The organism is Odoribacter sp. (genome assembly GCF_985060555.1).
The window spans coordinates 56,805-75,794 of record NZ_CFKYFN010000090.1; the positions used below are offsets into that span (position 1 = coordinate 56,805).

An 18,990-nucleotide genomic window follows, 5' to 3' on the forward strand; every position below is an offset into this window, starting at 1 on the left:
TAAATGATGGATGCAAGTGTAATCATGAATTATTTTATTTTAGACAAAATTTCATAAAAATATTTATGTGGCTTACGAATAGGATCACATCCTGAAAACTAATTGAATACTATGCAGATAAACTGATTCTGGGTGCTGTAGCCATTATAATGTTTGTCCGAACCGGATTTTTTCGCGATTTCCTAATGTTTTTTGGGAAATTTGGGCAGTTATTTGAGTGAAAGAAGTTGAATTTGCTATGTGAAATAGGCGAGTTGTTACCTTAGCTTTTTTAGTTTATACTTCCTATTTTGTTTTTTTCGAATTTATTTAAGACAATATTGCGTCAGTTCTGATAAATAGTTACTATATATTTTGTAAATTTAAAAATATTGTATAACTTTGAATATATTTGAATATATTTGATTATTTTTTGGTCTTTAAAGAATTAAACTATGATAGATTTGAAAAATTATGTGAATTGTGCTCCGAGTGTTTTAACGATTGCACCGACTTATAGATGTACTGCAGCCTGTAAAGAGTGTTGTTTTAGATGTACGCCCCAAGTTAAACAAATTTTAGAAACTGATAAAATTTTGCAATATATAGATGAAGCTGTGGAAGCCTTTCCCTCTCTGAAAATTATGGTTTTGACGGGTGGAGAGTGTTTTTTGGTTGCGGATGATATTCCTCGAATGATATTACGTGCGAAATCTCATGAGCTGATGTCTCGTGTTGTGTCTAATGGGTTTTGGGCGACTTCTTATGAGGCTGCCATAAAAAAATTGGCTCCTCTTGTGAATGCAGGTTTAACAGAATTAAATATTAGTACAGGAGACAATCATCAGGTGTATGTACCTTTTGAGAATGTAGTGAATGGATTGAGGGCGGCTTATGAACTTGGGATTAGGTCAATGGCTGTTTCCGTTGAGTCTCCGCCGAATGCCAAATTTACTTCTGACATTATTAAGAATCACCCTTTTTTATCTTCGTTGATAAATAAAGGTGTGTTATTTGTGATAGATGCTTCTTGGATGAGATTTAGCACTGAAGAGAGTGTGTACAATGGAGCAAAATCATTTTTCTTGGAGAATTTCGAGACACACAAGCCTTGTAAATATATTTACGATAACATTGTTATTAATCCTTATTCTCAGATGCTTGCTTGTTGTGGACTTACAGTGGAATATAATAAATATCTTAAATTAGGAGAGATCGGTAACGGAAATTCTATTTCGGATTTATATTATAATCAATTTTCGGATTTGTTTAAATTTTGGTTGCATGTTGATGGCCCTGCCGTTATTTATGACAAGGTTGCTAATATTCGTAAAATGGAGAAAAAAATATTCCCGCATGAATGTGAATATTGTATTGAGTTAATGCGGGACGAAAGTAATCACGAGGTTATGAGAACACTTTTGAAAACCGAATTGCCAGGAATTCTTTTTAGGCATTTGATAAGAAATGCTTCATTGAAAATTAATAATTAAAATTTGACTCTTATGAAAACACCTAAACCAATTGTTGTAAAATCTGTTTCGGGAGCTGTTGCCGCAAGTATTTTAGTTTCGTCGTGTTTGCCTGGTTACGATTTTGATGATAGTTATTACGGTCCGCATGCAGATAATCTCACTCATGGGGAATCATTTTTTGAACTTAGTGAGAGTAATCTGTCCGAAGAGTTTTTTCACAAATTAAAAGCCATACAACAAATTGTTGAAACTGTTCTTATTGACAAAAAAGAGGCGAGACAATTCGCAAATAACCCTACTGAGTATGTTGCGTCCAAAGAAATACACTTTAATGTGGTGCTTCATGAAGCTGAACGTAGATTGTTGTTTGCGTTTGCTGATGACGATATCTTGAAGGCTGTTAAAATGAAAAATATTGAGACATTTTTAGCTTTGTGCTCAGAGAAAGGATATATCGGTGTTATTAATGAAGAGAACAAACCTGAGAATATTCGAGCGATGTTTAAGACCGATGAAGATTATGAGGAATTTATGCATCTAATTGAAAATCTTGATGGGTATAATCCTACAACGCGAGCTGTAGCTGGAGTTCCTGTCGTAGTAGTAGCTGGTGCGCTAATTTTTGTTGGAGCTGCTGTAATATATGCAGCTGCAGCTGGGATTACAGTTGGAGCTGGTACTGTTGCTGCGTATGAAACAGGAGTTGCTGTAAATCAGGCCGTATATGTTAATTCCGAGACAAGTGTGCGAAGTTCAGCGATGGAAGTCAATGAACCGGTGTTGAGAATATGGACAGAGAACAATGGTTTAATAAGTAGCGATGCTTTCTACACGGAGATGATTGATAAGCAAGTGAACTTGCTTATGGAGTTGATCGAAAAGGAGTTTCCTATTTCTGTTTCTGCATTGGATGCTGTTAGGGATATACTGAAAATTCAATTGGAGGGTTATTATGGGCTTCGAAAGTAATAGTATTTCCATTCCGTTTCATTGGAGCGGCGGGATATTGGCAATAACGATTGTCGTTTCGATTATTTTGGTCGGTACAGGATTTTATATAGCATCGTTAAATTGGCCGACTGTGATGCTGTGGTTGAAGTATTTATTGATAATTGTTTTCTTTATTGCTATTATTGTCGGTGTAGGCTATATGCCGATACGCTTAAAAGCGGATAATGGAAAAATAATGGTAAAAAACTTATTCGGTTCGCCCCAAATACTGTTGAGCGAGGTGGTAGAGGTAGTCCGGATTTCGAAGTCCGATATAAACGGTTCTATAAAAACTTTCGGGAGTGATGGTTTTTTTGGATATATAGGGCGGTTTAGGAATAATAAATTAGGCAATTATTCAATGTATGTAACGGATATGAATAACTTGATTCTGGTTCGTACTGGTAATAAGAAATATGTTTTCAGTTGTTCGCGTCCCCAGGAGTTTGTCGAATTCGTCAATTTGCAATTAAAACGGTGATACGCCGTTTTAATTGTTTGTGCCTTCTTTTCTATCAAAAATTCTAAGGTTATTCGTTGGAAAATGATTATATTTGCATGTTTTGTGAAAAAATCAATTAAACTATAATATGAGCGAAGAGATAGAGAAAAACGAAAGAGAGTATTCCGCCGATAGTATTCAGGTACTGGAAGGTTTGGAGGCAGTGAGGATGCGTCCCTCCATGTATATCGGAGACGTTAATGTCAAAGGGTTGCACCATTTGGTTTATGAGGTCGTAGATAACTCTATAGACGAAGCTTTGGCTGGATTTTGTGATCATATTCAGGTAACTATAAACGAAGATAACTCGATCTCTGTGAGAGATAACGGTCGGGGTATTCCGACAGCACGCCATTCCAAAGAGAATAAATCGGCTCTGGAAGTGGTTATGACCGTATTGCATGCCGGAGGTAAGTTCGATAAAGATTCTTATAAAGTGTCCGGTGGTTTGCACGGGGTAGGTGTTTCCTGCGTCAATGCGCTTTCTACAACTTTAATTGCAGAAATTCACCGGGAAGGAAAAATCTGGAGACAGGAATATCACAAAGGGATTCCTGCCGGAGATGTACAGGTGGTGGGAGATACCGATCGCACCGGGACTACGATTACTTTCTTGCCGGATGATACGATTTTTTATGTTACCGAGTATAAATACGATATCTTGTCGGCCCGGTTGCGGGAGTTGGCTTATTTGAACAAAGGGATTCGTTTATCGTTGACCGATAAACGGGAGATCGATCCGGAGACCAATGCTCCCCGGCATGAAGTGTTCTTTTCTCAACACGGTTTGAGTGAATTTGTCGAATACCTCGATAATACCCGGGAAAAACTGATCGAAGATACGATCGATATCGCGACAGAAAAGAATGGAATCCCTGTGGAGGTCGCTTTGCATTATAATACGGGTTTTACAGAAAATGTATTTTCTTATGTCAATAATATCAATACGATAGAAGGGGGTACTCACCTGACCGGTTTCAAACGGGGATTGACGACGACCCTGAAAGCTTATGCCGAGAGTCACGGAATGCTTTCAAAACTGAAATTCGATATCAATAGCGATGATTTCCGCGAAGGATTGACGGCTGTGATTTCGGTGAAAGTGGCAGAACCACAGTTTGAAGGTCAAACTAAAACGAAATTGGGGAATACAGAAGTCGGTACCGCTGTTTCACAAGCAGTATCTACTGCCTTGGAAAACTATCTCGAAGAAAATCCGAGAGAAGCTAAGGCAATTGTGGATAAGGTCATTTTGGCGGCCACTGCCCGTCATGCAGCCCGTAAAGCCCGTGAGCTCGTACAGCGTAAAACTGTATTGAGTGGCTCCGGTTTGCCCGGTAAACTGGCCGACTGTTCGGATAATGATCCGGCAAAATGTGAAATCTTCCTGGTCGAGGGAGATTCAGCAGGGGGTACGGCAAAACAGGGACGTGACCGTCGTTATCAGGCTATTTTACCCTTGCGGGGAAAAATCCTGAATGTAGAGAAGGCCATGATGCACCGGGTATATGAAAGCGATGAAATAAAAATAATTTTCCAGGCACTGGGGATTACGATCGGTACCCAGGAAGACTCTAAAGCCGTTAACCTGGAAAAGTTGCGTTACCATAAGATTGTGATCATGGCCGATGCCGATGTCGATGGTGCACATATCGCTACTTTGATTATGACTTTGTTCTTCCGTTTTATGCGTCCGGTGATCGAGAACGGATATCTGTATATCGCAACGCCTCCTTTATATTCTGTGAAGAAAGGAAATAAAGAACAACGGTATTGCTGGACAGATAAAGAACTGGAACAGTTGGTAAATGAAATGAGCAACGGTAAAGGGGATGCCGGGTTGCATATCCAGCGTTACAAAGGTTTGGGTGAGATGAGTAAAGAGCAGTTGTGGGAAACGACCATGTCACCGGAGAACCGGATATTGCGTCAGGTATCTATCGAAAATGCTGCCGATGCCGACCGGATCTTCTCGATGTTGATGGGAGACGATGTGCCGCCCAGACGGCAATTTATCGAACAAAATGCAACCTATGCAACTATCGATGCTTAAAGCAGAAAGAAGTCAGAACGAATTGTTATTACTTCGGTAGAGATGAGCGGACCTTCGGTACTGATGGAAAATGCAGTCAGCACCGAAGGTCCGCTAAGTTTAGTGTAAGATAAAATAGTTCCCAATAAATTAAAATGAGAGTAGCTGTATTTTGTGCTTCTGCCAATGAGGTGGAGCCGTGTTATTTTAGAGAAGCCGGCCGATTAGGAAAAAGGATCGGAGAATTAGGGTGGCAATTGATTTATGGAGGCACGAACATCGGGTTGATGCGGGAAGTTGCCGATGCTACGATTCGGCAAGGAGGCGAAGTAACCGGGATTATACCGGAGTGTATCCGTGACCGTGGTGTCGCTGCCGGCGGATTGAAACAATTGATCGTCGCTCCCGATATGAAGGAACGTAAACACCTGCTGCGGGAACATGCGGATGCTTTTATCGCTCTGCCCGGTGGTTGGGGGACTTTAGAAGAAATAACCGAAGTCATTACCCTGAAACAATTGGGTCAGCACAATAAACCGATCGTTTTTTTAAATACCGCCGGATATTATAAGCTGTTTTTCGAATTTATCGAGCACAGCCGTAAAGCAAAATTTATTTCCTCTGCTTACGATCACCTTTATTATATAGCCGATGCTGTAGAGCCGGCCTTAGATTATATTCAAAAATACCAGCCTATCCCACAGGTAAAAAAATATTAGATGTTTAATAATTTGGAAAGAACTGATATTTTATATAATTTTAGTGCATTATAGTTGCGTGGGAATAAAAAGTTTTCAAAATAAACCATTGTAGGGATTACAACGGTATTTTAATTCGTTTAGTTTAGTTTAGTTTAGCTAAAAGGGGGATATACCCCCTTTTTTATCGGGCTTCTGTTTCGTCCAGTAATCCCCGTCCGGCTTTTACAATTTCATTCGTGTCTTTGAGTAAAGCCACTGCTTTGTCCAATACTCCGTTGATAAATGCTCCGCTCTTCGGCGAGCTATAGGTTTTAGAGATTTCGATATATTCATCCAAAGTCACTTTCACCGGAATGGAAGGAAAATGTTTTAATTCGGAAATCGCACATGACATGATCAGTTTGTCCATTTCCGAGATACGGTCCAACTCCCAATTATAGGTAAACTTATCGATGATCTCCATATTGGCGTTATATTCATAAAATGCTTTACGCATCAATGTCCTTGCATATTCGAAATCTTCGTCTTTTTTATAAATCGGGTATAAAATATCGTCTTCTTCTCTCATTTTTTCCTGAAGATGCCAGAGTGTTTTATATACAATGCTGAGTACCAGTTCAAAATCATCGTTCCAGAAGATACTCTTTTCTTCCATCGTTTGATAAAACATCTCGTCCTGTATGATCAGTTCTGAAAATAAATCGAGTACGATCTGTTTGTGCTGCTCGAAAGAGGGCGATTTCTGGTGCATGTATTTCTGATATTTGGACCACTCGATCAGTTTATTGTAGAAATACAATACCGTTTCCTGATTATCGTTCCAACTAATCAGGTTGTTTGTAATATAGTACTGGAATTTTTTGTTATTTTCCAAGATATTGAAAACCGGATTATCGATGAAGCGGGTATTCGGATTCAGATCGACATTAGAAGCGAACCGGCGGTTACGTGCTGTATCTATTTTTTGAAAAGCTTTTCGGCGGACTTCAGTGATTAGTAACAAAGTTTCGTAGTACAAATCTGTACTTTTAGACATACTTTTCAGTAGATCGCGTTCAATCTCGGCGAGAGTAGCACTTTCTTTTTTGCTGTAAGCGTAGAGCAGTTGCAATACTTTTATTCGGATCAATCTTCTGCTTGTCATTTTTATGAAGAACTATAAATATTATGTCGATTTTGACGGCGCAAAAGTATGAAATAAAATGAAGAATGAAAAATCGGGAATGAAAAATTATTAGTATCGGGAGAAAACTTTATATTTGTACTATGATATCATTCTATTTATGTTAAAACAACGTCTCTTCTATTTCTGTTTATTTATTCTTATGAGCTATTTTGTTACGGCTCAAGAGTTAAGATGTAATATTTCCGTTTCTTCGCAAAAAATACAAGGGACGAACCGGGAGCTTTTTACCAATATGCAGCGGGATATGTACGAATTCCTGAATAATAAACGTTGGTCGGAAAATATTTTTCAATACGATGAACGAATCGAATGCAGTATACAGATCACCCTGGATGAACAGATAGGGAGCGACCAGTTCCGGGGATCGATGCAAGTACGGGTGAGCCGGCCGGTGTACAACTCTTCCTATAGTACGGTGTTATTGAATTTCAGGGATAACGACATCGATTACATATACCGGGAATTCGAGCCACTGGAGTATAGTGAGACCGGACAAAATTCCAATCTGGTGAACCTGCTGGCTTTTTATGCCAATATCATTTTGGGGATTGACTATGATAGTTTTTCGCTGATGGGAGGAAACGACTTTTTTAACCGGGCAGAGACCATTGTCGCCCGCTGTCAGAATGCCAAGGAATCCGGCTGGAAGTCTTTTGAAAACCGTCGCAATCGCTATTGGTTGATCAATAATTTGCAGGACCGCAGTTATGCTTCTGTCCGGGAATGTATTTATAAGTATCATCGGTTGGGGCTGGATGTGATGTCGGATAACCTGACCGACGGACGTTTGGCTATTCTGGAAGCTCTGGGTTTGTTACAGAAGGCCCATCGGATAAAACCCAATTCCTACTTGATGCAGGTGTTTTTCGATGCCAAAGCCGATGAAATCGTGCATATTTTCAAGCCTGCTTTTACCGATGAGAGGAAAAGAATTTTTAATATTGTCTCAGAAGTAAATCCTGCAAATAGTTCGAAGTATAATGCTTTGATTCAGGAAAAAACGAATTGATAGTAAATAAAAAACGATGATTGAAAATATCAGTATAAATAATTATGCCCTGATCGATCACACGCATATCGAATTGGAAAAAGGATTTTCGGTGATCACCGGTGAGACTGGTGCCGGAAAGTCTATTCTATTGGGAGCAATCGGTCTGACCTTGGGGCAGAGGGCCGATTCGTCGGCTATCATGGATAAAACCAAAAAGTGTATTGTAGAGATAGAATACAATATTGCCGGATATGCTTTAAAAGAATGGTTCGACGAGAACGACCTCGACTATTCAGAACAGGTTATGGTCAGGAGGGAGTTGACTGCAGAAGGAAAATCACGTTGTTTTATCAACGATACCCCGGTAAATAATAAGTTGTTGAAAGATTTCGGTACTTATATGATAGATATCCATTCCCAACATCAGTCTTTGTTGTTGGGACATCCTGAATATCAGACCGATATATTGGATGCATTTTGTGGTAATCGTGAACTGTCGGAACTTTACCAGGCAGACTTCAGGGAGCGTCAACAATTGAAATCTGCTTTGAAGCAGTTGAAAGACAGGGCTGCCGATGCCGAAAAGGAAAGTGATTATCTGCAATTTCAGTTTAATCAGTTGGAGAGTGCACGCTTACAGCTAGGGGAGAAGGAAGCACTTGAAGAAGAGTTGGAATTACTGACTCATGCAGAAAATATCAAATCGGCCTTAAGTGGGTTATCCTGGAATCTGCGGGATACCGAGCAGTCTGTCATTCAAGTATTGAAAGGAAGCCGCAATGCCATCTCCGCACTAGAGAATGCTTTTAAGGAAGCCGGCGAATACCGGGAGCGGCTGGATTCTGTGATTATCGAGTTGAACGATCTGGCCGACGAGGCCGAACGCAGAGCAGAAAGTGTGGAATATAATGCCGGGCGTATCGAGAAAATCAATCAGCGTTTGAATACCATTTACGATTTGTTGTTCAAATATAAAGCCGAGTCGGTAGAAGAGCTCGTAACATTGAGGGAACAAATCCGGGAAAAATTGAAAAAGGTAGAAGGAGGGTCGGAAGAAATAGAGCGACAGGAAAAGAAACTACAGGAGACTGAAAAACGAATGTTGCAGCTGGCCGGTAAAATCCACGAAATGCGGGTGAGTATGGAGGGGAAGTTGTGTGCGACTATGAAAAAACTACTGGTCGGACTGGGAATCAAACATGCCGAGTTTCAGGTCGGGATCACGGCGGTAGATGAGTTTACCCGGACAGGCCGGGATGAAGTAAAGTTTTTGTTCTCGGCCAATAAGAACCAACAGCCGGGAGAAATTGCCCGGGTCGCTTCCGGAGGAGAAATTTCCAGGGTAATGCTGGCATTGAAATATGTGCTTTCCGGAGCAAAACAATTACCGGTGATTATTCTGGATGAAATAGATACCGGATTGTCCGGGGAAGTAGCCCACCGGATGTCGTTGATTATGCGTGAGATGGCCGGGCGAATGCAGGTGATCAGTATTTCCCATCTGCCTCAGATCGCGGCTGCCGGCAATTGTCATTTTAAAGTATATAAAGAAGATCGCGGTGAAACGACGATCTCTGGAATCAGGAAATTGACACCAGAGGAACGGGTACAGGAGATTGCCGGCATGATCAGCGGGCAGGAAATTACACCGGCAGCCATAGAAACAGCTAAAATTCTGCTCTCGGCAAAAGCAGGCAATTGAGCTTCGGAAATTTTTTGTATTTTTGCAGGCCGGTTCTGAACGTATTTTATATGTTCGGAGTTTACTATTTATGAAGAATATCGTAAATAGGAAGATTATTCATTAAAATAAAAAGAATGGCTTACAATTTATTAAAAGGAAAGAAGGGAATTATTTTCGGTGCCCTGAATGAGATGTCTATTGCCTGGCAAGTGGCGGAGAAATGTATAGAAGAAGGGGCTGAAATCGTATTGACGAATACTCCGCTATCGATTCGGATGGGAGATATACAGGATTTTGCGGCGAAACATCAGATCCCGCTCATTCCGGCGGATGCTACGAGCGTGGAGGATTTGACCCATCTTTTTCAGGAATCGATGACACATTTCGGTGGGAAGGTGGATTTTATCTTACATTCGATCGGTATGTCTTTGAATGTAAGAAAAAAACGTCCTTATGACGATCTGGATTACGATTTTTTGCAAAAGACGTTGGATATATCCGCAATTTCTTTCCATAAAGTGCTGCAAACGGCCAAAAAACTGGACGCCATCAATGAGTGGGGATCGGTGGTCGCTTTGTCTTATGTGGCAGCTCAGCGTACGATGTTCGAATACAACGACATGGCCGATGCAAAAGCTATGCTGGAATCGATAGCCCGTAGCTTCGGATATATTTATGGACGGGAAAAACGCATCCGGGTGAATACGATTTCCCAGTCACCGACAATGACTACAGCGGGGAGCGGAATCAAAGGTTTCGATTCGCTGGTAGACTTTGCCGACCGGATGTCGCCCCTTGGAAATGCTACTGCAGAAGAATGTGCCAATTATTGCGTTTGCCTGTTTTCCGACCTTACCCGGAAGATTACGATGCAGAATCTTTACCACGATGGAGGATTTTCGAGTATGGGTATGAGTTATAGGGCTATGCACCAGTATAATAAGAGTTTTGATAACGAAGATAAAAAATAGGGGAACTTTTTGCAGTTTGTCTTAAAAAAGGGTAATTTTCCGTCTTCAATTTAAAAATCCGGAATATGTATTTATTCTTTGACACAGAGACGACAGGATTACCTAAACGGTGGAATGCACCTGTAACAGACTTGGAAAATTGGCCCAGATTAGTACAATTGGCCTGGATCATGTACGATGACCGGGGAAACATGCTCGAGAGCCGGGATGTCATAGTAAAGCCCGAAGGATTTACTATTCCTCCGGAAGCTTCGCGGGTGCATGGGATCACGACTTTGGTGGCACGTGAAAAGGGGGAACCTTTACAAGAAGTGATGGAGCAATTTGCCCGAAAGATCGATGAAGCGACAGCTTTGGTTGGGCATAATATCAGCTTCGACGAATGTATTGTCGGGGCTGAATTCGAGCGTTTGCGAATGATGACGACCCTGTTCCTGAAGCCGAAATATTGTACGATGAAACTTTCTACAGATTATTGTAAGCTTCCCGGGAAAAAAGGATTCAAATCTCCCCGGTTGGCGGAATTACACCAAGTATTGTTCGGCAGTGGTTTTGACAATGCGCATAATGCATTGGCAGATGTGGAGGCTACAGCCCGTTGCTTTTGGGAACTGAAAAATAGAAAAGTCATCAAGTAGACAGAACCGGAAAAATGAAGCGGTCAGTAAAAGGGAGATAGAGGTTGAATTATTGATTATGGCAAAAAAATCGGATTTTAATACGAGTAGAAGCGTAAAAGATTTGCAGGCGGAATATGGGAAAATGCCCCCACAGGCCGTCGATTTGGAAGAAGCAGTATTGGGAGCCCTGATGTTGGAACGGGATGCTTTTTCTATCGTCGGGGATTTATTGGAACCGGATGCTTTTTATAAGGATGCGCATCAAAAGATATTCCGGGCCATTCATAAGTTGTTCCTGAACGATGACCCGGTGGATTTGCTCACGGTGAGCGAGGCATTGAAGCAAAGTGGGGAACTGGAACAGGTCGGGGGGTATTATTATTTGTCCCAGCTGACGACCCGGGTAGCTTCGGCCGCCCACATCGAATTCCATGCAAAGATCATTGTTCAGAAATATTTGCAGCGTAAACTGATCGGGGTCTGTACAGAATTGCAGGAGATGGCCTATGATGAAGCGACCGATGTTTCTGATTTGATGGATAAGGCTCAGAAAGCTGTATTCGATATTGCCGACGGTAATATTAAAAAAGATACGGCCGAGATAGCTCCGATCATCGACGAAGCGATAAAAGGTATTCAGGCTGCTGCCGAAAAGCCGGACGGGATCAGTGGACTTCCTTCGGGCTTTAATGCTTTGGATGCGGTGACTTCCGGTTGGCAGCCTTCGGATTTAGTGATCATTGCCGCCCGTCCTGCTATGGGTAAGACGGCTTTTGTGCTTTCTATGGCCCGGAATATGGCGGTGAAACACCACCAGGCTGTCGCTATTTTCTCTTTGGAAATGTCGGCCGTGCAGTTGGTGAATCGTTTGATCGCCAGTGAGACCGAATTGAGTGCCGAGAAATTGAAAACAGGGCGTCTCACCGACGAAGAATGGCAGCAATTGCACAGCCGGATCAAGGCTTTGGTGGAGGCTCCCATCCTGGTGGACGATACCCCGGCTTTGTCTATCTTCGAATTGCGGGCCAAGTGCCGGCGATTGAAACAGAAATATGGAATAAAAGTATTGATTATCGACTATCTGCAGTTGATGACCGCCGGTGCCGATATGCGGGGAAACCGGGAACAGGAAGTGAGTTTGATTTCAAGGCAGCTGAAAATTATTGCCAAGGAATTGAGTATTCCTGTTATGGCTTTGTCCCAGTTGAACCGTGGGGTAGAATCCCGGCCGGATAAAAAACCGATGTTGTCCGATCTGCGTGAATCCGGATCTATCGAGCAGGATGCGGATATGGTTATGTTTATCCATCGTCCTGAAAAATATGGGATAACCGTCGATAATGAAGGAAACTCTCTGTTGGGGATTGCGACGATTATTATTGCCAAGCACCGTAGTGGTGCTGTCGGCGAGGTGAATTTGCGTTTCCGGGCCGAATTGACACAATTCTGTGACCTCGATACGACTTCGCCTTTTGCTTCAAGTACTTCGACCGGAGAGATCGTTACCCAAACGTTCAGTTCGAAGATGAACGATGAACCTGTGCCTGCATTGGATCAGGGATTCGAAGGTATGAGGGATAGTTTCGATAATAATGCTCCTTTTTAAATCGGATCATGAAGAGGCTGCTGCTTATCGGTTGTTTTTGCCTGATGGGATGGATCAGTCTGGCGAATCATATTCTGATTCCGATGGATAATACACAGAGCAATCATTTGAAAGCTTATGGAGTTGTTTATCATACGCTGAAAAAAGGATTGGAAGTGCAGTGGTTGCTCAATTACCGGGGAGGAAGTTTTATACTGCCTTTTGATGCGGACGGACGAACGGAATGTCTGTTGAAAGGAGTGGGCTTCGAAGTGATTCCTCCGGCAAGGCTGAATGCGATCCTGGCTGAGATAGCTTCACCGGAGGTAAATGCAGATGCGGTTAAACTGGAGAAAGCGCCGAAGATTGCCGTTTACTCCCCGAAGGAAAAGAAACCCTGGGATGATGCGGTGACTTTGGCTTTAACCTATGCAGAAATTCCTTATGATGTCGTTTATGATTCGGAAATACTGGACGGATGTCTGAAAGAGTACGATTGGTTGCACCTGCATCATGAAGATTTTACAGGGCAGATGGGAAAATTCTACCGGAATTATCGGCATATGGATTGGTATAAAGCCGAAGAAACAACTAATAAACAAACGGCCCGTAAATATGGTTTTTCAAAAATTTCCGAATTGAAGAAAGCGGTTGTCCGGACGATCCGCGATTATGTGTCTGCCGGAGGGTTTATGTTTGCGATGTGTTCGGCTACCGATACTTTCGATATTGCTTTGGCTGCGATGGAGGTAGATATTTGTGATGTCATGTTCGACGGTGATCCGGTAGAGCCCGGCGCACAGGAAAAGCTCGATTATTCGAAGACATTTGCCTTCAAAGATTTTAAATTGCAGTTGAATCCGAATATTTATGAATACTCGGATATCGATGTCACAGACACCCGAAAAGTAACCGAACGGGATGATTATTTCCTGTTGTTTGAATTTTCTGCCAAGTGGGATCCTGTGCCGACGATGTTGTGCCAAAATCATATGAACATGATTAAAGGGTTTATGGGACAGACTACCGCATATAACCGGAAACTGATCAAATCGAATGTCCTGATTATGGGAGAAAATAAGGCTGCCGGAGAAGTCAGGTATATCCATGGGGAATACGGGAAAGGTACCTGGTCATTTTTGGGCGGACATGATCCCGAAGATTATCAACACTTTGTAGGTGATCCTGTAACCGAATTGGATTTACATCGACAGTCTGCCGGATATCGGTTGATTTTGAATAATATATTGTTTCCCGCTGCCCGTAAAAAACAACATAAGACATAAGAGCGGGTAACCGTTTAAGAAATAACGAGATGATGAAAGCAAAATTGATTTTTTTACTGAAGTATTACTTGTTTTGGGTCGTTATATCCATTGTGGCAAAAATCATGTTTTTATTCTATCAATGGTCCGATACGACTCATTTGTCCGCTGCTGACTTTTGGCATATTTTAGCCGGAGGAATCCGTTTGGATTTATCTTTGAGCGGTTATATCCTGATGCTTTCTTCAGTAATCCTGATTTGTTCGGTCTTCGTCGGGGAAAAGATTATCCGGGCCGTATTTGCCGGTTTGACGCTGTCGTTACTTCTCTTTTTTTGGGGAGTTGTTGTGGTCGATCTGGAATTATTTAAGAACTGGGGATTCCACATCGATACGACTCCGCTGATGTATCTGAAAACCCCGAAAGAAGCGATGGCTTCTACGCCTTTGTGGCTGAACTTATGTCTTACCTTGCTTATGCTGGGATGTGTCGTTTTATCCTTTTGGGTATTCCGTCGTTATGTTTTGAAAGGGTTGCGATATAAAAGGGGAAATTATTGGGGGATTCCCGTATTTCTGCTGATCGGTGGTGCTATGATTTTACCGGTAAGAGGGGGAGTGAACCTGGCTCCGTTGAATAGTAGTGCTGTGTTTTATCATGCTGAGAATATGTATGCCAATCAGGCTGCTGTAAATGCGGTTTGGAATTTTATTTACGAGCTGATGCACATGAAAAATCTGGATAAAAAATATAATTATTTGCCGGAACAGGAGGTGGCACAAGTGGTAGATAGCCTGATGCATACAGGAACCGATTATCCTCGTTTGCTGAAAACAGAACGTCCGAATATCGTATTTTTACTTTTGGAGAGTTTTACGGCGAATGCAGTCGAAGTTTTAGGGGGGATTCCCGGAGTGACGCCGAATTTGAATCAGCTGGCCAAAGAGGGAGTACTGTTTACGAATATTTATGCTACGGGGTCGCGTTCCGACCGCGGAATGGTCGCTGCAATCAGTGCCGTTCCTTCACATCCTGCCGTTGCTATGATCAAGTATCCCAATAAAATCATGGAACGTCCGAGGTTTCCGAAAGATCTCGAAGAAGCCGGGTATTCGACCCGTTATTATTATGCCGGGGATATCGATTTCGGTAGTTTCCGTTCTTTAGTCACCATGAGCTTTCAGGGGATGGTGACCGAAGATGACTTTTCCGGTGAAGCTATGGCCAATCGTTTCAAATGGGGGGTACACGATCAATATATGTTCGAACGACTTTATGAGGATATTGCCAAGGCCCGGCAACCTTTCATGTACATGGCTTTTAATATGAGCAGCCACGAACCTTTCAATGTCCCCGGCGAAGTTGCGATACCCGGCGACGACACAGAGCATAAATTCCTCAATGCCATTCATTATAGCGATGCTTGCATCGGAGAATTTATCCGGAAATGTAAAGCTTCGGGGTTATGGGACAATACGCTTTTCATCCTGATGGCAGACCATGGGACACGTCATATCCGGCATGTGGATCCTTCTACTCCGGCAGCTTATCACATCCCCCTGATATTGTCAGGAGGGGCATTGAATGTGCAGGATACCGTGGTGACGACCATCGGGTCACAAACAGATATGGTGGCTACGGTTTTGGCCCAATTGGGTATGGATCATTCCGGATACAAGTTCAGCCGTAATTTATTGGCCGATCAGGTGATTCCTTTTGCTTTCTTTTCTTATCCCAATGGAGCCGGTGTAGTGACCGAAAAAGGGTCTACTTATTTCAGTTTACAGAGCCAGACTTTTGTCGAGAAAGACAGTGTAAAAGAAGATGGCCGCTTGCTGAAAGCCTATCTGCAAGCGATCAATGAGGATTTTAACCGCCAGTAGATCATTTGCTTCCCGGAATCCCTTTGTATTTGATCGCCAGTAAGGTGAGGTCGTCCGATTGATTGCCCTGACCGATGTGGCTATGGATATCCTCGAGAAGTGCCTGAATGATAAAAGCAGGTGTTTTCACTGTTTGTGCTTCCACACATCTGATCATTTTATCCTGACCGTAGAACTGTCCCGACTGATTTTCCGTATCGGTGATGCCATCGGTATAAAATAACAAGGTTGTATTTTTATTGAAAGTATAGATATGTTCTGAAAATTCATGTTCCTCGAGTACACCGATCGGAACATCGGGGTATTTATTCAGAAAACTGGTCTGTCCATTGTGATGTATGATCAATGGATAAGGATGACCGGCATTGGTAAATGTCATGATTCCGGTATTGATATCTATAATCCCGATAAAGATCGTGGTGTATATATCGTCGTCGGCATCGTCACACATATGTTTGTTGATCAGATTGCAGATTTGTGCTGTAGAAGTGTTATTGCTGGCGATATAGCGGAATAGTTTACTGATGGAGGCCATGTATAAGGCGGCCGGAGTGCCTTTGCCCGCTACATCTCCGATGGCAAAGTAAAGTTGGTTGCCCAGCTGAAAATATTCGTAAAAGTCTCCGCCTACTTCACGGCATTGCCGTAAGTCTGCTGCCAATTCGATATTAGGAGGAAGAAGGATAGGGCGGGGAAGAAAACGTTGTTGAATACGGCGGGCCAGACGCATCTCAGAATTGTACTGTTCTTTCTCGGCCGTAGTGATTTTCAGCCGTTCTATATAGTTCACCAGGTTTTGTTGCAGATAATGAAAAGAATCGTATAAGTCATAAATTTCTTTACAAGATTTCGGGATAGGAAGTACGATATCGAACTGTCCTTCCGCAACACGACGGGTGGAATAAGCCAACTCGAGTAAAGGAGAGGATAAACGCTTGACAATGTTAACGATACCGATAAACAGGCAGAGTAAGCCCAACCCCATAGAAAGGAATAACATGAAATAAAGTTTACCGGATGAATATAAGATCTCGTTATAGGGACAGATGATACCTATTTGCCAATCCATAGGAGAAAAAGGGGTGTAATAGAGGTAGTGTTTTTGTTTGTCCAATTCCACGGTGGTCGCACAGGTTTCCCCTCTCGATATACTCCGGTGGATAAAGCTGGCTTTGGGACCTGTGAGGTGGCTGATCAGATTTTGTTTCCCACTCGGCGATGGAGCCGGATGAGCAATGTAATTTCCTTCCCGATCGACGACAAATAAATTTCCGGATCTGAACAACTTATAGCTGCCGATCAGAGCATTCAGATTCTTCAAGGGAAAGTCTACTTTCAAAATACCACAGGGCTGATGCTGGCTGTTGTGGATCAGATGGCATAAAGCGATGGTCTTGCAGTGGTTTACTTCGGAATAAATCCAATATCCGTTATTGGGTGCCGACTTGATGATTTTAGCTGAGTCCGGATGACAATAGTTGCAACAAGGATCGGGTTGAGTGAAATGGATTTTCTCATCTGCTGTACGGTAAGCATTGATATGAATGAAATCGGCTACTTCCGGATTTTTCAGATCGTAATGGACCGAACTTCCGATGAGTGTCTTATAACTTCTCAGAATTCGGATGGGTAAATCAGGGATATTTTTATAATTCAGTTCTCCCTGCATATCGGTTACATTTTGCGGAATGCTTTCGATTCTTGCAATTTCACGTTCGAAGATGATCAAGGCATTATTGGCGATTGCTTTTGCCTGGCTGTAAGCATTGTTGTTGATAAATTGTTCCAGTGAATTGACCAGAGCCAGAGAGATTAAGAAAAATACGACGAATAAAACAAGGATTAAGTAAATAATCAATTGTTTTGAAAAACTGATGTTCTGACTTATTTTCATAGATGATAAAGAGGCACTTAGGGAGAAGTTAGCTAGCGGTTTGGGTGCAGGATGAATTCGGTGATCACAGGTCTCAAACCGATTCTACCGGGAAACCCAAGATAACCTTGTCCGCGACTGACATATAAATATTGATTTTGATGCCGGTATAATCCGTCGTATTCCGGATAAATATATTGTGCCGGACTCCATTCGTTTTTTCCGATCTTGATTCCGAATTGCATAGCATGGGTATGACCGGAAAGGGTCAGGGCTATCCGGGGTACTTGTAATACTTCACCTCTCCAGTGTGACGGGTCATGGGATAAAAGGATGATGCAAGCTTGCCCGGGGAGAGAATCTATAGCGACATCCAATTTCCCGTAACGGGGAAAAGGGGGATTGCCCCAATTCTCGACCCCCACAAGCCAAAGCGTGTCCCTGCCTTCGACGATGGGAATACGGTCATTGTTCAACATATGAAATCCCATCGACTTCATATTTTCAAAAAATTGGTTCAGGTTGTTCCGTTTGTCCGTTTCAGTAGGCCAACGGGTATAATCGCCGTAATCATGATTCCCGGTAATGGCATATTTACCGTAAGAAGCTTTCATTTCTTGAAATAGAGTGATCCAGGGGGACATTTCTGCTGCGAAATTATTGACCATATCTCCTGTAAATACAATGATGTCCGGTTGTAAACGATTGACTTCCCCGACTAATTTCCGCATACCGGGGTAACTTTCTCCGAAACTTCCCAAGTGGATATCCGAAAGTTGTACAATCTTGAAATGATCGAATTCGGCCGGCAAATTTTCCAAAGTCAGATTTACGGTTTCAATTTTATAATTATAACGCCCTAGAGTAAGACTATATAGTAGAATCAGGAAAAGTGCTCCTGCCAGGATACCCGAAAATAAACGGATCAGTTTGGATATCCTCTGACAACATCTCCGTAATAACAGACCGATTCCGTTGAAAACGGTATAAATGAGTTTCGGTGTATAGAATAAAAATAACAGACCGATCAGTTTTTCTATCCAAAAATAACTGTCGGGACCTTTTAAGCGGGATACGCTGTACTGAAAAAGAATTAAGGTACAGGTGAAAAAGAGAGTATGTAATCCATATAATAGAATTTGCCACTTTTTATTCAAATATTGTTTCAATTGAATCCAGAATATGGTATCTGTCAATAGAATAAAAATGAGGCCTGCTATAAATATTAAATTACTACTCCGCATATAATTTTT

At 42.1% G+C, this 18,990-nt stretch carries 15 protein-coding genes; 12 read left to right on the forward strand and 3 right to left on the reverse strand.

Going from position 1 to position 18,990, the window contains the following annotated elements:
* The first annotated feature begins 434 nt into the window (after positions 1 to 434).
* The 5 genes from AC5RDS_RS11805 to AC5RDS_RS11825 all read left to right on the forward strand — a co-directional run bounded on the left by AC5RDS_RS11805 (position 435) and on the right by AC5RDS_RS11825 (position 5,697).
* Positions 435 to 1,472 (forward strand): radical SAM protein, encoded by a 1,038-nt coding sequence (locus AC5RDS_RS11805; protein WP_118103069.1) that lies wholly within the window; start codon positions 435 to 437, stop codon positions 1,470 to 1,472.
* 12 nt (positions 1,473 to 1,484) lie between these two features.
* Positions 1,485 to 2,423, forward strand: a complete 939-nt coding sequence (locus AC5RDS_RS11810) for a hypothetical protein (protein WP_118103067.1) — start codon at positions 1,485 to 1,487, stop codon at positions 2,421 to 2,423.
* On the forward strand, positions 2,407 to 2,925 hold the full coding sequence (locus tag AC5RDS_RS11815; protein WP_118103065.1) for a PH domain-containing protein: 519 nt from the start codon (positions 2,407 to 2,409) through the stop codon (positions 2,923 to 2,925). Before AC5RDS_RS11810 ends, AC5RDS_RS11815 begins: the two co-directional genes overlap by 17 nt.
* Before the next feature lie 109 nt (positions 2,926 to 3,034).
* Complete coding sequence (gene gyrB / locus AC5RDS_RS11820; RefSeq protein ID WP_118112862.1) at positions 3,035 to 4,999, forward strand: DNA topoisomerase (ATP-hydrolyzing) subunit B; 1,965 nt, start codon at positions 3,035 to 3,037, stop codon at positions 4,997 to 4,999.
* A gap of 134 nt (positions 5,000 to 5,133) precedes the next feature.
* The gene (locus tag AC5RDS_RS11825) at positions 5,134 to 5,697 is read left to right on the forward strand and encodes an LOG family protein (protein ID WP_046402383.1); all 564 of its coding nucleotides are present in this window, start codon (positions 5,134 to 5,136) and stop codon (positions 5,695 to 5,697) included.
* A 163-nt stretch (positions 5,698 to 5,860) separates the two neighbouring features.
* Here AC5RDS_RS11825 and AC5RDS_RS11830 read toward each other — a convergent pair whose 3' ends face one another.
* Positions 5,861 to 6,823, reverse strand: a complete 963-nt coding sequence (locus AC5RDS_RS11830) for a transcription antitermination protein NusB (RefSeq protein WP_013611088.1) — start codon at positions 6,821 to 6,823, stop codon at positions 5,861 to 5,863.
* Between the two features lie 139 nt (positions 6,824 to 6,962).
* Between AC5RDS_RS11830 and porD the strand changes: the two genes are divergently transcribed.
* The 7 genes from porD (at position 6,963) to AC5RDS_RS11865 (ending at position 15,864) form a co-directional block, all read left to right on the forward strand.
* Complete coding sequence (porD, locus tag AC5RDS_RS11835) at positions 6,963 to 7,874, forward strand: type IX secretion system protein PorD (protein WP_013611087.1); 912 nt, start codon at positions 6,963 to 6,965, stop codon at positions 7,872 to 7,874.
* A gap of 16 nt (positions 7,875 to 7,890) precedes the next feature.
* On the forward strand, positions 7,891 to 9,558 hold the full coding sequence (gene recN, locus AC5RDS_RS11840; protein WP_013611086.1) for a DNA repair protein RecN: 1,668 nt from the start codon (positions 7,891 to 7,893) through the stop codon (positions 9,556 to 9,558).
* Between the two features lie 116 nt (positions 9,559 to 9,674).
* Positions 9,675 to 10,511, forward strand: coding sequence for an enoyl-ACP reductase FabI (locus AC5RDS_RS11845; protein WP_013611085.1), 837 nt, complete (start codon positions 9,675 to 9,677; stop codon positions 10,509 to 10,511).
* A 65-nt stretch (positions 10,512 to 10,576) separates the two neighbouring features.
* A complete protein-coding gene (locus AC5RDS_RS11850) occupies positions 10,577 to 11,149 on the forward strand; it encodes a 3'-5' exonuclease (RefSeq protein ID WP_013611084.1) in 573 nt (190 codons plus the stop codon).
* A gap of 58 nt (positions 11,150 to 11,207) precedes the next feature.
* Positions 11,208 to 12,737 (forward strand): replicative DNA helicase, encoded by a 1,530-nt coding sequence (dnaB, locus tag AC5RDS_RS11855; protein ID WP_013611083.1) that lies wholly within the window; start codon positions 11,208 to 11,210, stop codon positions 12,735 to 12,737.
* 8 nt (positions 12,738 to 12,745) lie between these two features.
* On the forward strand, positions 12,746 to 14,002 hold the full coding sequence (locus tag AC5RDS_RS11860) for a hypothetical protein (RefSeq protein WP_013611082.1): 1,257 nt from the start codon (positions 12,746 to 12,748) through the stop codon (positions 14,000 to 14,002).
* Between the two features lie 29 nt (positions 14,003 to 14,031).
* The gene (locus AC5RDS_RS11865) at positions 14,032 to 15,864 is read left to right on the forward strand and encodes an LTA synthase family protein (protein WP_013611081.1); all 1,833 of its coding nucleotides are present in this window, start codon (positions 14,032 to 14,034) and stop codon (positions 15,862 to 15,864) included.
* 1 nt (position 15,865) lies between these two features.
* On the opposite strand, the gene AC5RDS_RS11870 is transcribed toward AC5RDS_RS11865, so the two are convergent.
* Positions 15,866 to 17,758 (reverse strand): SpoIIE family protein phosphatase, encoded by a 1,893-nt coding sequence (locus AC5RDS_RS11870; RefSeq protein WP_172721165.1) that lies wholly within the window; start codon positions 17,756 to 17,758, stop codon positions 15,866 to 15,868.
* A gap of 32 nt (positions 17,759 to 17,790) precedes the next feature.
* Positions 17,791 to 18,981: a metallophosphoesterase gene (locus AC5RDS_RS11875; protein ID WP_118103059.1), complete on the reverse strand. Its 1,191-nt coding sequence runs from the start codon at positions 18,979 to 18,981 to the stop codon at positions 17,791 to 17,793.
* Positions 18,982 to 18,990 lie beyond the last annotated feature (9 nt).

Excerpts from the sequence above, each read along its gene's own strand:
- AC5RDS_RS11805 (WP_118103069.1), top strand. The coding sequence starts at position 435 with ATGATAGATTTGAAAAATTATGTGAATTGTGCTCCGAGTGTTTTAACG.
- AC5RDS_RS11810 (WP_118103067.1), top strand. The coding sequence starts at position 1,485 with ATGAAAACACCTAAACCAATTGTTGTAAAATCTGTTTCGGGAGCTGTT.
- AC5RDS_RS11815 (WP_118103065.1), top strand. The coding sequence starts at position 2,407 with ATGGGCTTCGAAAGTAATAGTATTTCCATTCCGTTTCATTGGAGCGGC.
- gyrB (WP_118112862.1), top strand. The coding sequence starts at position 3,035 with ATGAGCGAAGAGATAGAGAAAAACGAAAGAGAGTATTCCGCCGATAGT.
- AC5RDS_RS11825 (WP_046402383.1), top strand. The coding sequence starts at position 5,134 with ATGAGAGTAGCTGTATTTTGTGCTTCTGCCAATGAGGTGGAGCCGTGT.
- AC5RDS_RS11830 (WP_013611088.1), bottom strand. The coding sequence starts at position 6,823 with ATGACAAGCAGAAGATTGATCCGAATAAAAGTATTGCAACTGCTCTAC.
- porD (WP_013611087.1), top strand. The coding sequence starts at position 6,963 with ATGTTAAAACAACGTCTCTTCTATTTCTGTTTATTTATTCTTATGAGC.
- recN (WP_013611086.1), top strand. The coding sequence starts at position 7,891 with ATGATTGAAAATATCAGTATAAATAATTATGCCCTGATCGATCACACG.
- AC5RDS_RS11845 (WP_013611085.1), top strand. The coding sequence starts at position 9,675 with ATGGCTTACAATTTATTAAAAGGAAAGAAGGGAATTATTTTCGGTGCC.
- AC5RDS_RS11850 (WP_013611084.1), top strand. The coding sequence starts at position 10,577 with ATGTATTTATTCTTTGACACAGAGACGACAGGATTACCTAAACGGTGG.
- dnaB (WP_013611083.1), top strand. The coding sequence starts at position 11,208 with ATGGCAAAAAAATCGGATTTTAATACGAGTAGAAGCGTAAAAGATTTG.
- AC5RDS_RS11860 (WP_013611082.1), top strand. The coding sequence starts at position 12,746 with ATGAAGAGGCTGCTGCTTATCGGTTGTTTTTGCCTGATGGGATGGATC.
- AC5RDS_RS11865 (WP_013611081.1), top strand. The coding sequence starts at position 14,032 with ATGATGAAAGCAAAATTGATTTTTTTACTGAAGTATTACTTGTTTTGG.
- AC5RDS_RS11870 (WP_172721165.1), bottom strand. The coding sequence starts at position 17,758 with ATGAAAATAAGTCAGAACATCAGTTTTTCAAAACAATTGATTATTTAC.
- AC5RDS_RS11875 (WP_118103059.1), bottom strand. The coding sequence starts at position 18,981 with ATGCGGAGTAGTAATTTAATATTTATAGCAGGCCTCATTTTTATTCTA.